Origin of the sequence: Billgrantia desiderata, from assembly GCF_900108215.1 — a bacterium.
Lineage (GTDB): Bacteria > Pseudomonadota > Gammaproteobacteria > Pseudomonadales > Halomonadaceae > Halomonas > Halomonas desiderata.
On the sequence record NZ_FNVC01000008.1, the window covers coordinates 53243 to 67334 of the forward strand.

Here is a 14092-nt window from a genome sequence, read left to right on the forward strand (position 1 = left end):
ATGAGCACAGCAACTGCGGCGAAGACCATGACCCAGACCTGGCAAACCCTCTGCACCCGCGCCGACCTGGTGCCCTACTCCGGCGTCGCCGCCTGGGTGGAAACCCCGGAAGGCCCGGCCCAGGTGGCCATCTTCTATTTGCCCGGCCACGCGCAGGAACTCTACGCCATCGACCACCACGACCCCTTCTCCAACGCCAACGTCATCGCCCGCGGCATCGTCGGCGACCTCAAGGGCCAGCCCGTCGTCGCCTCGCCGATCTACAAGCAGCACTTCCGCCTGGAAGACGGCCAGTGCCTGGAAGACGAAAGCGTCACCCTGCGCACCTGGAAGGTGAGCTTCAAGGGCGATGAGGTGTGGATCGAGGCCTAAGTTTTCAGTCTCTGAAAAGCAAAAAGCCGCCGACGCTGGGGAAGCGTCGGCGGCTTTGGGTAAGCCCGTTCTCATCTCAACCGCGAAAGGCGGCCTCTATCTTGGCGATGTCGATTTTCCTCATCGTCATCATGGCATCGAACGCCCGCTTGGCAGCGGCACGGTCCGGACTGGTGAACGCCTTCGTCAGTGCAACCGGGGTAATCTGCCAGGAGATGCCCCACTTGTCCTTGCACCACCCGCACTGGCTCTCCTCGCCGCCATTGCCGACGATGGCGTTCCAGTAACGATCCGTCTCCTCCTGGTCTTCGGTCGCCACCTGAAACGAGAACGCTTCGCTATGCTTGAAGGCAGGCCCGCCGTTCAGCCCGAGGCACGCAACGCCCAACACGGTGAACTCGACCGTCAACACGCTGCCTTCCTTTCCTGAGGGAAAATCCCCAGGGGCCCGGTGCACCGCGTCGAGCGAGGAATCGGGGAAGGTCTTGGCATAAAATCGCGCGGCTTCCTCAGCTCCGCCATCGTACCAAAGGCAGATCGTGTTCTTTGCCATGTGCTTCATGATCAGCTCCCTTCTGTGGGTGATTGCTGTGAGTGGCAATCTAACGTCGAACGGAGCTGGTCGAAATCGACAGGGGGGTGATTAACGCCTTGGGTAAGCCGCCGGGACGGAGCGCAACGTAGTACCGGTCGGCTTCACCCACTGGTTAAGTTTTGTCTGCGGCTGACACAAACAGATCGTAATACTTTTCAGCCTCTTCCTTTGGTCCCAAGGCAACATCTATAAGCATTTGGAGACTCCAGACTGGCCCAGGAATCACCTGATCGAGATCTAAATCGCCTGGATAGGATTCCGGATCTATTGCCATTTCAAAATGCTCGAACCACCACATTTCGATCTTTCGTAACAGCGCGACCATTTCGTCGAATGCTTCCGCAACGTCGAAATCTACCCCACTGGAAGCTAAAGAAAGCATTTCGTGTGTCAGCGTGTTGCGGCACTTTTTAACGTGTTCAAACTTCCTCATGTCCTCATCATCGATGGCGCCCATGTCCTGCAGCCACCTCAATGACGCGTAGACTGGACTTCTATTCAGGCAAAGGACCTTTTCTTTGTATTCTGGGCTGATAATCGGTCCATCCTGATCAAACCCGTTCGTAAAGAAACCTTCGATCTTTTCTACAATGCTGCTTTTCAGCATTTCGAAAGCCATCGAGAATATTGATGCTGTGATGATGTTGGTTTTGAGGGTTTCTGGGTGAAGAGTTCGTTCCCAGGATGCTCGTTTTTTTTCATCCATGACCGATCCCGATGTAAACTTAACGCGGAGCGCACCGGTGGCCTTGTCGTAGCGAAGCGGAGACAAGGACATCCGCGTGACGCGAATTGTTAACTTTCTGGGTCAGCCCCTCCATCGGAAATATAGCGAACCAAGAGTCTGCCTAGAGGGGATATTTCTAGAGTTTGGCCATTCTGCTTCAAAGTCGCCAACCCTAGACGCAAAAGTGTATTCTTGTAGCCATCTTGGAGGGCAGAACGATCAGCTTCCTCTTGAGACCTACCATAGCTTCTAGACGCCGGATGAAGAATATCCGGGTACTGATCCATTAATTTTTTGTGGTACGAGGAGTTTAACGCTTGGGGCTCCGAAATATAGATTAGCCAGATCAGCTCTGGGTCGGCCAGCTCACGGTAGAGGTTCAGAAGTTTTCTGCTCTCCTCATACTTGAGGGATTCCGACGAAAGAGAGCTTCCGACAATTGCAGCCAGCCACTTTTGACGGTCCTTTGAGACAGATCGGGCAGCCTGGAGCATCCCTTCTTCTAAGATATCTAGCCCTTCGGGAGTTGAAGAATTCCGCTCGATGCAATCCAGCCTAGACTGAACTTGAGCAAATTCCTCTTCTAGGGTTTTCAAAAAGCTGACGACTCGATCCAACCGTTGATTTGGAATGAGTTGCCCTATTGCTTCCGAAATTATAGTCCGACCACAGGGCATGCCCCCGAAACCCCTTGAGCAACAGACACCAATCGATCGCGAGTATTCGTATCCAAGTCAGACATTTGGATTCCTAAAAATTAACGCCCGCGTATTAGGCGCGAGCTTGCGAGCGTCCTAATTGACGCGATTGTTAACTCTTTCTCAAACAGTTCCAAAATAAAACTCTCTGGCACATTCTATTGTTATTTCATTTAGCTCTTTTACTTCGTCTTCCGCTGCTAGACAAACAGCCTCTTTAAGCTCTTTGCCACCAATAAGAAATATCTTGGGCGTTACGGCCATAATCAATGTTTCACCATAGCAGTCTGCAGAAATGAAGTTTGTCGCACCAGCCCTTACAACCTGCCATTTATATCCTTTATAGACATGTTCATTACTGCTCAGCAATTCCTTTATATTAATTGTTGCCTTAAATCGACCAGCAATTTTCCCTCCTGCTCTTACTGGCACTTTCCCCCAGGACTCAACTAACTCCTCAGTTTCTCGATCCAAGCTGCCACATGGGAGGTTCTTATAAAGGCCGTAATCTTCAACCTCATTCTTTGAGAAGTGATAGCGCAAGTACCAAAGCAAGTGATACTCAGAGATCGCTTTATGGTCACAAATACTCTCGGAGTTTTCGACTCGCCTCACTTGAGCTAAAAACCTCCTCTCAATGGGATGACTAATATGTTTTTCGCACTCTTCTGACCAAGCTCGACGCCCCATAAAGCATTGATCCATTGAATCAGTAAAGCGAGATTGCTTATCTGACTTTGATGTGATCTGTATTTGATCGCTCACGGCAAACTTCTTGAGAATTGCCTGCATGTGGTAGTGCTGGCGTTTTGTGATATTATACGGATTATTCTCTGATGTTTGCTCATACGACACAGGTAATTCCTTGAGCGAGCTTAAGAGAGTTAACAGTGATTAGACTGCGCGTCCTGATATTCAATGAACATCCTGCGCGTTCAACAATATTATCTGACGCGCTTCATTTCTTCCAACTCATTGATTTTTCTATGACCTAAGTATAGCTCGGCCACCTATCCAGAATTCGCGCGCTTGCGCGTTTTACCGGAACCAATAATTCTGTATGTATATACATGCCACGAAGGGGCCGCCGTATGGATGCGCACAACAAGCCACCGAAGCTGATGGACCGGGTGAAGGCTACCATGCGGGTAAACGCTATAGCCCGCGTACCGAGAAAACCTACTGCTACTGGATTTGCTACTTCATTCGCTTCCATGGCATGCACAGCCCTCTGGGCTGAGTAAAATCGAGTCTTTCAGGCACGCTACCGCCCGGGAATGCCGTTCATCGGCCTCCCTTTCTGGCGGCTGCTGGCCGCGGTGTGCCTTTATCGGACGAGGTTGGAATCCAATTCGAAGCACTTATTCACACTAGCCGTGCCAAATAAATCATCGGCACGTGCCTTGGCATCTTGAGCCTGATACTCCGCCCTACGCCACATCCTGCACCTCTCGGCACTTGGGATAGGCCGAGCAGCCCCAGAATCGGTTACCGGCGTTTGCCCCTCGTTTCGATGTGCGCAGCACCATGGCGCTGCCGCACTTGAGGCAGGTTCTGTCGGAGCTGGATTCGAAGCGGGCCTGGAGCCGTTTCACGTGCTGACGGTGCGTTTGTCGCGTGGCTGCCAGGCGGCCGGTGGTGATCTTTTCCAGCACTCGCTCTACCTGGGCTTGCGCCAGCACGGGCTCGCGGAACGATTTGATGTAGCGCACATAGCCGCCGCCGATGGTGACGTTGTCGGGCATGCGGGTCTTGAACACGGCGCTGCCGGAGAAGACCACCAGCGAGTGAATGGTGTCTGGCGGCACGTCGAGCAGGGCTTCCAGCGCCTTCACGTGCTTGTAGTTCTGGCGCAGCGGGTTCTGAAACTTGAAGCTCTTGCGGTAGAGCTTCTGGGTCCACTGCCCCTGCCGTTCGCTGCCGAAGATCCAGCCCGCCATGTGCTTGGTCTCGATGACGAAGATGCCGTAGCGGGAGACCAGCACGTGGTCGATCTGGGTGGTGCCGTCGGGCGTGGGCAGCGTGACGTTGTGAACGCCGCGGTACTCCTCGGCCGGCAGCCGCACCTTGGCGATCAGCTTGACGAAGGCTTCGCCGAACATGCCCTTGAACCAGCGGGACTTGAGCACGCCCAGGAGCACGATGAGGGGCAGCACCCACCATAGCGGTCTGGCGGCTTCAAAGAGGATCGAATAGTCCAAAGCAACATCTCGTTTCAGCGATTCGGCTAGTGTCGTTTGCTTCAGCTGCTTAGGTCACGCTAGCGCTTTCTATCGTGTAATTCTACGTAACGGGCCTGAATATTGACCTATGTCGCTTCGAAGTAGGCAAAAGCTTATACGATGTAAGAAACGGCTTACGCCAGGCTGGCGAAAGGAACTACGGCTAAACGCCACGCAATGTGGAAAATTGGCGAGCGGCCTTCACGCCTTGGCACGCTGGCTTGCATGGATGTGCTGACTGCCGATTTTACGTATGAAACCTGAGCAGGATTCCGTGCATGCACCCATATCAAGAAGATCAAGAACATCGCCGGTCGGTGCTGCAGGCCATGCTGCTGGTCACCATCGCCAGCGCGCTCGTCTTTGCGGCGCTCAACTTTCCCGACGGCATGATGTTGGTCGGCGGTATCCAGGTTGCCCTTGCGACTCTCGCCGCCGGCCTGCTGGTCGTGGTTCGTCGCACACGGCGAGTCCAGACATGGTGCCTGCTCTTTTTGCTGATACTGCTGTCGGTAACGATTCTGCTGCTGAGCCGACCGGAGATCTCGCCGTTCGCCTTCATCTGGCTGCTGGTCATCCCGCTCGTCACGCACCTTCTGCTCGGTTCCAGGCTGGGCCTGCTGCTCTCGGTGGGCTCTATGGGGGCTGGCGCCGCCCTCTTCTTGTACCGCTTTGGCGGCAACCCCGAACTCGTTCGGGTGGAGGTGATGTCCAACGCCATCATCGCCGCGCTGACCACCCTTGGCATGTCACACTTCTACGAGCGTACTCGTGAACGGTCCGAGCTGAGGTTGACGCGCCTGGCCACGATCGACCCGCTGACCGGGCTGGCCAATCGCGCGCGTCTCATCGATGTCTTCCACTGGGAGCAGGCACAAGCGCGGCGCAATGGGACCCCACTCTCGTTGCTGATGCTGGACCTTGATCGCTTCAAGCGGATCAACGACGAGCACGGGCACGAGGCCGGCGACGCAGTGCTGGTCGCCTTCGCTCGCATGCTGCAGCAGCGCCTGAGGGAGATCGACCTGATCTCACGCTTTGGCGGCGAGGAATTCCTGGTACTACTGAACAACACCGATAGTAAGCGAGCCGTCGACGTTGCCGAGGAGCTTCGGCAGAGCCTGGAGCAACTGGATATCGAATATCAGGGCAAGAGCCTGAAGCTCACCGTCAGCATAGGCGTCGCCGAATACGGGCCCGACGGGCTTGACCTGGATACGCTCAGTCGAGTCGCCGATAAACGGCTGTACCAGGCCAAGGCGAGTGGGCGCAACTGCGTTCGCGGCCCAATTGCGGAATCCGGTGTTGAGCAGGAAGCGGCTCTCAGCAAGTAGCCGGGCGAGGTGGATGTTGGATCATGTCGTGGAAATTCCTGCCCCTGAGGACCCGGTTACCAGCTACAGTTCAAAAACCGAGCCAATGCGCCTGCAGCCGAGCTTTTCGTAATATCCATCCTCATCCGAAAGTACATAAACGCTTTGATTCGGATGCGCTTTTTTTAATTTTCCGAGAAGCTCTCTTCCGAAGCCCCTGCATCTGTAACGCGGCGCAACGTAAAGCTCGCTTACGTAAATACCGAACTCATCAACCAAGGCACGGAGATACCCACACACCTCGCCATGGCTTTTATAGATATAGGTTTCGCTGCTCAACAATGCAGCCTTGAATGCCCCTAACGCTTCCCCGCGAACAAACGCGTTCCAGTCTGGCTCGGATTCCAGAAGTGCGATCAATTCTGATTCTTGATTCTTATCGTACCGAATGATATTGCCTGTAAATTTCATCATAGGATCCTACACTGAAATTTCTGCAATTCTCGTGCTCAACCATTCACATATACCTCCACCACAGCATGATAAGGTGCACCGGAACCAGTCACCGGTCTGCCGTGGCTGGCGCCCCTTTACACCGGGCGGCTGTTGCCTCTCCAGTCAGCGCTTACTAACCCAGAGCGAACTGCCTCCCCTTGCAGTGATCGAGCGGCCGGAGGTGGATGCCGGTGATCATGTCCACCCTCTCTCCTTGCTAAGCCGTTGCGTTTTGGAGCAAGACTATCATCTGCCCTGGTGGTTGACTGAGTGTTCGCACAAAGGAGACATGGATGGCAGCGTGAGGATCGGATATAGCTTGAGAGGGACTTCCTGAAAGGAGAAAGGAAGTGCGGCGCAGCATACCCATGCAGCGGCTGGACGGGCTTGTCGATCCACGGCAAGGGCTGAGTACGGCCGAAGCCCAGGCGCGGAGCGCTCGCTACGGCCCCAATACCATTATCCCGGGGGTGCGAAGCGGCTGGCGCACCACCCTGGCGGATACGCTGCGTGATCCGATGCTGTGGTTCCTGCTGGCCACCGGCGCGCTGTTCACGCTCATCGGCAGCTACACCGAGGCGCTGGTCATGCTGCTGGCCCTGGTGCCGCTGTTCGGCATGGACGCCTACCTGCATCGGCGTACCCAGGCGTCGGTGGAGGGGCTCAGCGGTCGGCTCGCGACCACCGCCAGGGTGCTGCGCGATGGTTCGCAGCAGACCGTGGCGGCCGAGGGGCTGGTGCCAGGCGATCTCGTGCTGGTGCGCTCCGGCGAGTTCTTTCCGGCCGATGGCCTGATCGTCGCGGGTGAAGAACTGCAGGTGGATGAGTCCACGCTCACGGGCGAGGCCTGGCCGGTACACAAGCAGGTGGTGGAGCGGGAATTGTTTTCCAACGTCCGTGAGACTGCGGTCGAAGATGTTTACTGGGGTCTGGCCGGCACCCGTCAGCTGACGGGGCACGCCTGGCTGCGCGTCGCCCTGACCGGCGCCGAAACCCTCTATGGCGAAGTGGTACGCTCGGCGGTAGCGGGCACCCACGCCCAGACCCCGTTGCAACGCTCGGTGGCACACCTGGTCAAGGTGCTGATCGTTGCGGCAATCGTCTTCTGCCTGGCGCTGGCGTGGCTGCGCTATCACCAGGGGCACGGCCTCGTGGACGCCCTGCTCAGCGCGCTGACCCTGGCCATCGCCGCTCTGCCCGAAGAGTTTCCCGTGGTGCTCACCTTCTTTCTCGGCGTGGGCGTCTATCGCCTCGCCCGGCGACGCGCCCTGGTGCGGCGCAGCCTGGTGGTGGAAAACATCGGCCGCGTGAGCTGTGTCTGCTCGGACAAGACTGGCACTCTCACCGAAGGACGGCTGAGGCTGACGCACCTGCTCCCGATGTCGAATATCAGCGAGCAACGCTTACGAACGCTGGCGGCGGCCGCTTCCCAGGCCGACAGCGGCGACCCGCTGGACGAGGCGGTATTATCGAACTGCCCGCCGCCGGTGGAGCAGCACATACTGGCTCGTTTTCCATTCACCGAAGATCGGCGCAAGGCGACCATGGTGAGCGAGCAGCCAGATGGCCTGCTGGTCGCGGTCAAGGGTGCGCCAGAAGTGGTGCTGGGTCTCTGCGAGCTGCCGGTGGCCGAACGGCGCGACTGGCTGGCAGCGGTGGAAGCCTACAGCAATGACGGCCACAAGGTGATCGGCTGCGCCTACCGCACCCTCGCCAGAGAGAGCTGGACAGGGGGCGAACCTGACCGGGGGCTGAGCTTCGCCGGACTGCTGGCCTTCGAGGACCCGGTGCGCCAGGGGGTTCCGGAGGCCATTGCGGCCTGCCGGGCGGCAGGCATCCGCGTCATCATGGTCACCGGAGACCATCCCGGTACGGCTATCGCCATCGCGCGTGAGCTGGGGCTTGGCGGTGAACAACCGCAGCTGATCACGGGAGACGAACTCGCGGCACAAATAGCGCGCGGCGAGCCCATCGCCAGCGAGATCGACATCGTCGCGCGAACCCTGCCGGCACAGAAGCTCGCCCTGGTGCGCACCCTACAGGCCGGTGGCGAAATCGTTGCGGTGACCGGCGATGGGGTCAACGACGTACCCGCCCTGCAGGCGGCCGACATCGGCATCGCCATGGGGGAGCGAGGTACCCGCAGCGCCCGAGAGGTGTCGGCCATCGTGCTGCTTGACGACGACTTCGGCAGCATCGTCGGGGCCATCGCCGAGGGGCGCCGCCTGTTCACCAATCTGCAGCTGAGCTTCCAGTACCTGCTGATGGTGCACATTCCGCTGGTGATCACCGCCGCTTTGATCCCGATGCTGGGCTATCCCCTGCTCTACCTGCCGATCCACATCGTATGGCTGGAACTGATCATTCACCCCACCGCGCTGCTGGTGTTTCAGAACCTGCCGTCGGCTCATGCCATGGGGCCACCCCCAGCGAAAGGAACTCAGCCGCGCTTCTTCGATCGGCGCGAGTGGTGGGTCATCCTGGCAGTGGGCGCAGTAGTGACCCTGGTGGTCACGAGCACGTACTTGAATAGCCTCGGAGCCGACTACGCCGTCGACCATGCCAGGACCGTGGCGCTGCTCTCGCTGATCTTCGCCGGGGCCGGTATCACGGCAGCGTTGAGCCGCCTGCGCAACATCGCGGCATGGCTCATGGTGGTTGTTTCCCCTGCCCTGTCGGCCCTGCTCGTTCAAACGCCCGGGCTGGGCACATTGCTGCATCTGCAACCGCTGCACCTGGAAGATTGGCTACTGGTATTGGGCGGCGGGCTGCTCGCCGCCCTGCTGGTACGCCTGGGCCTGTGGCGGCGGGAGCCGCGCGCTTGAAACCGCGGCACTACTGCAATGCTTGCTTCAACGAAAGAAACGCCTCTTGGTCATCTCGGTGCATACCAGGTAAGCGGCGAGCAGCATGAGCATGAACGCCAGCAGACTCCCTTGCAGGGGCACGAACAGCCAGCGTGGCTCGGCATTGCGTGCCAAGCGAGCAAAGCTTTCCAGTTCGCCGAGATGGGTAACTACGAGCATCGGGCTCAACAACAGCACCAGCCCGACATACCAGGAACGCTGGTGCCGCTTCAGGAAAGCGATAACGGTACGCCGCAGGCTGGCGCTACCGTTCGTGAACAGTCGCCTGGTCATGGCGCCTGTCGATCCCGTGGATAGGCCGGAGTCCGTATGCAGGAAGACGGAAATGGGGCTGCTGCGAATCCATGATGCACGATCATCCGGCCTCCCAGGAACTGGCGATTCAAGTCTGAATCGCACAACCAAGCTCACCTGACGACTTAGATTCGTGTCCTGCACTCGACGAGGATGACGAGAAGCGCTACATCAATATGTATGTCCGCAAGGAGAAGGAGGCAAGCCAAATACGTGAACCAGAACAGGCACTGGGAGTGAGGCAGCGTCAATCATGCTACCCGACGAGGAGCTAGGCGAAGAAAAGGGCCACGCTTGTCATGAAGTGAGCCCGCAGACGACTCCCGAGGTCGAGATGCTCGACGCCTACTCGCGAGCCGTCATAGCCGTGGTGGACGCGGTGGGTCCCGCTGTGGTCAGCCTCTTCACTAGTGGTAACCCGAGCCATGGCGGTGTCGAGCAACAAGGCGCAGGCTCGGGCTTCATCCTTGCTCCGGATGGCTATCTGCTGACCAACAGCCACGTGGTCGGCAAAAGCAAGCAACTGAGGACGATTTTCACCAGCGGACAAAAAACCACAGCTGCAGTGGTGGGTCGAGACCCCGACACCGATTTGGCTGTTCTGCGGACCGAGGCCACCGCTCTGCCCTACGCCACGCTGGGAGACTCCAGCCAACTTCGTGTTGGGCAGTTGGTTATTGCCATGGGCAATCCGCTGGGTTTCGAGTCGACAGTTTCCACCGGTGTCATTAGCGCCCTCGGACGCACCTTCCGGAGCCAGAATGGACGACTTATCGAAAACGTCATCCAGCATACCGCCCCCCTGAACCCCGGAAACTCTGGTGGTCCGCTGCTGGACTCGAGGGGGCGCGTAATTGGCATCAACACCGCCATCATTGCCGCTGCCCAAGGGATCGGCTTCGCCATACCTGCTAACACGGCCAAGTGGGTGGTGTCTCACCTGATCAGGCACGGTCGGGTAAAGCGCAGTTACTTGGGTATCCACGCCCGTAACCGAAAATTGGATCGGCGCTTAGCCCGTTTGCACCGTTTGGAGCAAGACACAGCCGCCGAAATAATGATGGTGGATCCGCAAGGCCCGGCTAGCAAGGCCGGCCTCAAAGAGGGCGACCTCGTCGTCGCCATCGATGAAAAACCCCTGTTCAGCGTCGACGATCTGCAACGGTCGTTGGCGGAGCACAAGCCAGGAATAGCTGTCAGGCTGATGTTCATCCGCAGGCTTGAGCTACTCAATGTGATGATCGAGCCTGTTGAAGCGAACTGATACGACTCATGTAGGGCAGTTGAAGCTCTCGCATCATGCAGCCTAAGTGCTTAAAACAACCGTCTCACCCGGGAGCGACGGTGGAATCCCCGGCTGTTCATCGCTTCGCTTCGTCGCGAACGATATGTCCATCCACCAGTTCGATGACCCGGTCGCAGCGTGCCGAAATCCGCGGGTCATGAGTGACGATCAGCACCGCGCAATCGTGTTCGGCATTGAAGCGACGAAACAGCTCGAACACTTCTTCGGCACTGACGGTATCGAGGTTGCCGGTGGGTTCATCCGCCAGCAGCAGCACCGGCTCGCTGACCAGGGCCCGCGCAATCGCCACGCGTTGCTGCTGGCCGCCCGAGAGTTCATTGGGCCGTCGGGACGCAAGGGCAGCCAGCCCTACCGCGGCCAGCAATCCCCTGGCCCTGTCGATCATCGCGGCGGTTGGCCGACCTTGCCGAATCATCAACGGCATCAGCACGTTGTCCAGCACGCTGAAGGCCTGGATCAGGTGATGGAACTGGAAGACCAGGCCGATCGTGCCACCGCGCAGGTCGGTGCGCTCCTGGTCGTCCATGGCACGGGTCGGCCGCTCGAGAACGAACAGCTCTCCTGATGTTGGTGTGTCGAGCAGGCCGATAAGGTTGAGCAGCGTACTCTTGCCCGAGCCGGAGGGTCCGGTGAGGCTGGCAAAGGTACCGCGATCGAGGCGTAGGTCGATCGCATGCAGCACTTCGTTCTCCACCGGGGTGCCTACGTCATAGGCCTTGCACACGCCGGCCAGCCGCAGCACTTCGTTGCCCTGAACCTCGTGGCTCTCAATCTCATGGCTCCTAGACATGGCGAATGGCCACCGCGGGGTCGAGTCGGGCCGCCCGGCTGGCGGGCCATGCGGCAGCAGCGAGGCCCGCCATACTAGCCAGCGCCATGGCCGCCGGAATGAGCCACGGGTTGAAACCGATCACGAACAGGCGGGGGCCGAACACGTCGAAGGCCAGCACCAGCAGCGAGCCGAACAGTGCCCCCAATCCCCCACCGGCCAGCCCCAGCAGTGCCCCCTGGATCAGAAACACACGCAGGATTCGCCCCCGGTCAAGGCCCATTGCCCGCAAAATGCCGATCTCGCGGGTGCGCTGCACCACGCTGACCGCCAGCACGCTGGCGATGCCGAATGCCACCGAAAGGCTGACGAAGCTACGAATCATGGTCGTGGAGAGGGTCTGGGAGCGCAGCGCATTGAGTAGCTGCGCATTCGTCTCCATCCAACTCTCCACGCGCTGTCCGGTTAGCGCCTCAAGGCGAAGCGCCAGCCGGTCGGCAGCGAACACCTCCGCTACGGTGAGTTCGAGCGCCGTCACTCCCCCGGGCAGGTCAAGGAGGCTGCGAGCCTCGTCCAGGTCGAGATACATGAGTCGATTGTCGATCTCGCGAACCCCCAGCTCGAAGACACCCGCCACGGTCATGACCACGGTGCGCTCCCCGGCAGTGTCGAGACGCATCCGGTCACCGCTCTGAAGCCCCAGGTCATCAGCCAGCTCCCGGCCGATCAGGATCTCTCCGGGACGCAGCCGGAACACGCCTTCGACCATATGGTCGGCAATGGGCAGGATGGCCCGCAGCCGCTCCGTGTCGGCCCCGATGATCGAGACCGAGCGATTGGCGCTGCCGCGCACCGCCAGGGCCGGACCGCTGATCGTCGGCGATACCGCGGTCACGCCCGGCCAGCGATCGAGCACGGGCACCAGCGCCTGCCAGTTGTCGATGGAGCGCAGGCGCTGCGGTCTGCGGTCCTCCAGCACCAGGGCGATCGGCGCCGGGTCCTGCAACGGCAGTACGCGATTGAACTCCTCGGGCGGCAGCAGGCGAATGTGGGCCTGAGTGCCCAGGGTGCGCTCGATGATATTGGCTTGGAGACCGGAGATGAGGGCACTTATGAAAACCACCACGGCCGCCCCCACCATGATACCGACCAGCATCAGGGCAGTCTGGGCGCGTCCATCACGCAGCAGGCTCCAGGCGATGAACCCTTCGATCCACATGATCGTCACCGAATGAAGGAAAAAGGCTCCCGGGACGGGGCGGGCGCCCCCTGCTCCGGGTGGTCGGTGATGCGGGGCCGGATGCGCTGCCCCGGGCTGAGGCCAGGATCGGCCAGCACGATCTCTCCCGCCGTCAACCCTGCAGTGATCTCGGTGTGGAGCAGCCCCCTCAGCCCCAGGGTCACGCTGCGAGGTGAAACACGGCCTGCTTCGACCCCGTACACCCGGGCAGAGGCGCCCTCGACCCCGAATAGGGCATCGTTGGGCACGACCAGCGCCCGTTCAAGGCGCGCCGTTTCCACATTGACCGAGACGGTCATGTCCTCACGCAGAAACCAGGGCTCCTCATCCATGACCAGCCTTACGTCCACGGTGCCGCGGGCGGCGTCGACGATCGGTGCAATCAGGCTGATCGTGGCGTCGAACGGTTGGTCGGGATAGGCGTCGGTGACGCAGCGGGCACGCTGCCCCACCGCGAGCTGGCCGAGGTGTCGCTCGTCGAACGGCACCCGCAGTTCGCGCTGCCCGGTGCGAGCGATCTCCAACAGTACCCTGCCGGGTTGCACCACATCCCCTGGCTCCACGTTACGGGTCAGTACCGTGCCGGTGACCGGGGAGTGGATGACGGCACGCTCCAGGGCGGCCTCAGCGGCGGCCAGCCGTGCTCGCAGCAGCGCCTCCTCCGCACCGCCCGGTGCCAACGCTTCCACGTCGAGGCGCGAACGCTCCAGGGCGGCCCGGGCCGCGGCCTCACGCTCTTCGGCCTGCTCTACCGCCTGGCGCGAGACCATGTTGCTTGCCAACAGGCGGCGTACTCGCTCATGTTCCCGCTGAGCCTGCTCGAAATGCACCCTGGCGTCGGCAAGTCCGGCCTCGGCCTGGGGCCGCCGCGCGCTCTCCAACTGGCGAAGTGCCGCTCGAGTCTCCTGCACGCGCTCGGCAAGTTCCGATGAATCGAGCACCACCAGGACGTCGCCGGGCTCGACCTGCTGCCCTTCGCGTACCAGGCGCTCGGTCACCCGCCCCACGATCTCGCTGCCGATCTGTGCCCGCGACGAAGCCACCACCCGGCCGCTGGCCACCACCTGCTGGGTCAACGCGCCCTCTTTCACTTCATACGCCGTGGCAGCAACAGGTATCCGCCAGTAGACGAGCCCTGCGGCCACCATGGCGACAACCACAACGAGGAGAACGATCCATCGGCTCATGGGCATC

General features: G+C 59.7%; 15 protein-coding genes. 5 read left to right on the forward strand and 10 right to left on the reverse strand.

Annotation, left to right across the window (positions count from 1 at the left end; genetic code table 11):
• Entirely contained in the window at positions 1 to 372 is a 372-nt protein-coding gene (nirD, locus tag C4S71_RS09460) for a nitrite reductase small subunit NirD (protein WP_103968981.1), read from the forward strand.
• Positions 373 to 448: 76 nt separating this feature from the next.
• Here the strand turns inward: nirD and C4S71_RS09465 are convergent, their stop codons facing one another.
• From C4S71_RS09465 to C4S71_RS22300, 4 genes are all read right to left on the reverse strand, one after another.
• On the reverse strand, positions 449 to 934 hold the full coding sequence (locus C4S71_RS09465) for a VOC family protein (RefSeq protein WP_103968982.1): 486 nt from the start codon (positions 932 to 934) through the stop codon (positions 449 to 451).
• Between the two features lie 145 nt (positions 935 to 1079).
• Positions 1080 to 1673 (reverse strand): hypothetical protein, encoded by a 594-nt coding sequence (locus tag C4S71_RS09470; RefSeq protein WP_146064596.1) that lies wholly within the window; start codon positions 1671 to 1673, stop codon positions 1080 to 1082.
• A gap of 89 nt (positions 1674 to 1762) precedes the next feature.
• Positions 1763 to 2290 (reverse strand): hypothetical protein, encoded by a 528-nt coding sequence (locus C4S71_RS22295; protein WP_146064597.1) that lies wholly within the window; start codon positions 2288 to 2290, stop codon positions 1763 to 1765.
• A gap of 225 nt (positions 2291 to 2515) precedes the next feature.
• Complete coding sequence (locus C4S71_RS22300) at positions 2516 to 3247, reverse strand: hypothetical protein (protein WP_146064598.1); 732 nt, start codon at positions 3245 to 3247, stop codon at positions 2516 to 2518.
• 205 nt (positions 3248 to 3452) lie between these two features.
• Here C4S71_RS22300 and C4S71_RS23005 point away from each other — a divergent pair, with 205 nt between their 5' ends.
• A complete protein-coding gene (locus C4S71_RS23005; protein WP_340661472.1) occupies positions 3453 to 3632 on the forward strand; it encodes a phage integrase N-terminal SAM-like domain-containing protein in 180 nt (59 codons plus the stop codon).
• 190 nt (positions 3633 to 3822) lie between these two features.
• On the opposite strand, the gene C4S71_RS09480 is transcribed toward C4S71_RS23005, so the two are convergent.
• Positions 3823 to 4593 (reverse strand): NERD domain-containing protein, encoded by a 771-nt coding sequence (locus tag C4S71_RS09480; RefSeq protein ID WP_103968984.1) that lies wholly within the window; start codon positions 4591 to 4593, stop codon positions 3823 to 3825.
• A gap of 299 nt (positions 4594 to 4892) precedes the next feature.
• On the opposite strand from C4S71_RS09480, the gene C4S71_RS09485 reads away from it, so the two are divergent.
• Complete coding sequence (locus tag C4S71_RS09485; RefSeq protein ID WP_103968985.1) at positions 4893 to 5948, forward strand: GGDEF domain-containing protein; 1056 nt, start codon at positions 4893 to 4895, stop codon at positions 5946 to 5948.
• Between the two features lie 63 nt (positions 5949 to 6011).
• On the opposite strand, the gene C4S71_RS09490 is transcribed toward C4S71_RS09485, so the two are convergent.
• On the reverse strand, positions 6012 to 6398 hold the full coding sequence (locus tag C4S71_RS09490; protein ID WP_160113376.1) for a GNAT family N-acetyltransferase: 387 nt from the start codon (positions 6396 to 6398) through the stop codon (positions 6012 to 6014).
• 374 nt (positions 6399 to 6772) lie between these two features.
• Here C4S71_RS09490 and C4S71_RS09495 point away from each other — a divergent pair, with 374 nt between their 5' ends.
• Positions 6773 to 9247 (forward strand): cation-translocating P-type ATPase, encoded by a 2475-nt coding sequence (locus tag C4S71_RS09495; protein WP_103968987.1) that lies wholly within the window; start codon positions 6773 to 6775, stop codon positions 9245 to 9247.
• 27 nt (positions 9248 to 9274) lie between these two features.
• Here the strand turns inward: C4S71_RS09495 and C4S71_RS09500 are convergent, their stop codons facing one another.
• Positions 9275 to 9562 (reverse strand): hypothetical protein, encoded by a 288-nt coding sequence (locus tag C4S71_RS09500; protein WP_103968988.1) that lies wholly within the window; start codon positions 9560 to 9562, stop codon positions 9275 to 9277.
• A 274-nt stretch (positions 9563 to 9836) separates the two neighbouring features.
• Between C4S71_RS09500 and C4S71_RS09505 the strand changes: the two genes are divergently transcribed.
• Entirely contained in the window at positions 9837 to 10847 is a 1011-nt protein-coding gene (locus C4S71_RS09505) for a S1C family serine protease (RefSeq protein WP_103968989.1), read from the forward strand.
• A 97-nt stretch (positions 10848 to 10944) separates the two neighbouring features.
• On the opposite strand, the gene C4S71_RS09510 is transcribed toward C4S71_RS09505, so the two are convergent.
• Genes C4S71_RS09510 through C4S71_RS09520 form a run of 3 tightly spaced genes read right to left on the reverse strand, consistent with a single transcriptional unit; the run spans position 10945 to position 14085 of the window.
• Entirely contained in the window at positions 10945 to 11679 is a 735-nt protein-coding gene (locus C4S71_RS09510; protein WP_103968990.1) for an ABC transporter ATP-binding protein, read from the reverse strand.
• Positions 11672 to 12877: an ABC transporter permease gene (locus C4S71_RS09515; RefSeq protein ID WP_103969043.1), complete on the reverse strand. Its 1206-nt coding sequence runs from the start codon at positions 12875 to 12877 to the stop codon at positions 11672 to 11674. The genes C4S71_RS09510 and C4S71_RS09515 overlap by 8 nt, the downstream gene beginning before the upstream one ends.
• Before the next feature lie 5 nt (positions 12878 to 12882).
• The gene (locus tag C4S71_RS09520; protein WP_200825268.1) at positions 12883 to 14085 is read right to left on the reverse strand and encodes an efflux RND transporter periplasmic adaptor subunit; all 1203 of its coding nucleotides are present in this window, start codon (positions 14083 to 14085) and stop codon (positions 12883 to 12885) included.
• Between the last annotated feature and the right edge of the window lie 7 nt (positions 14086 to 14092).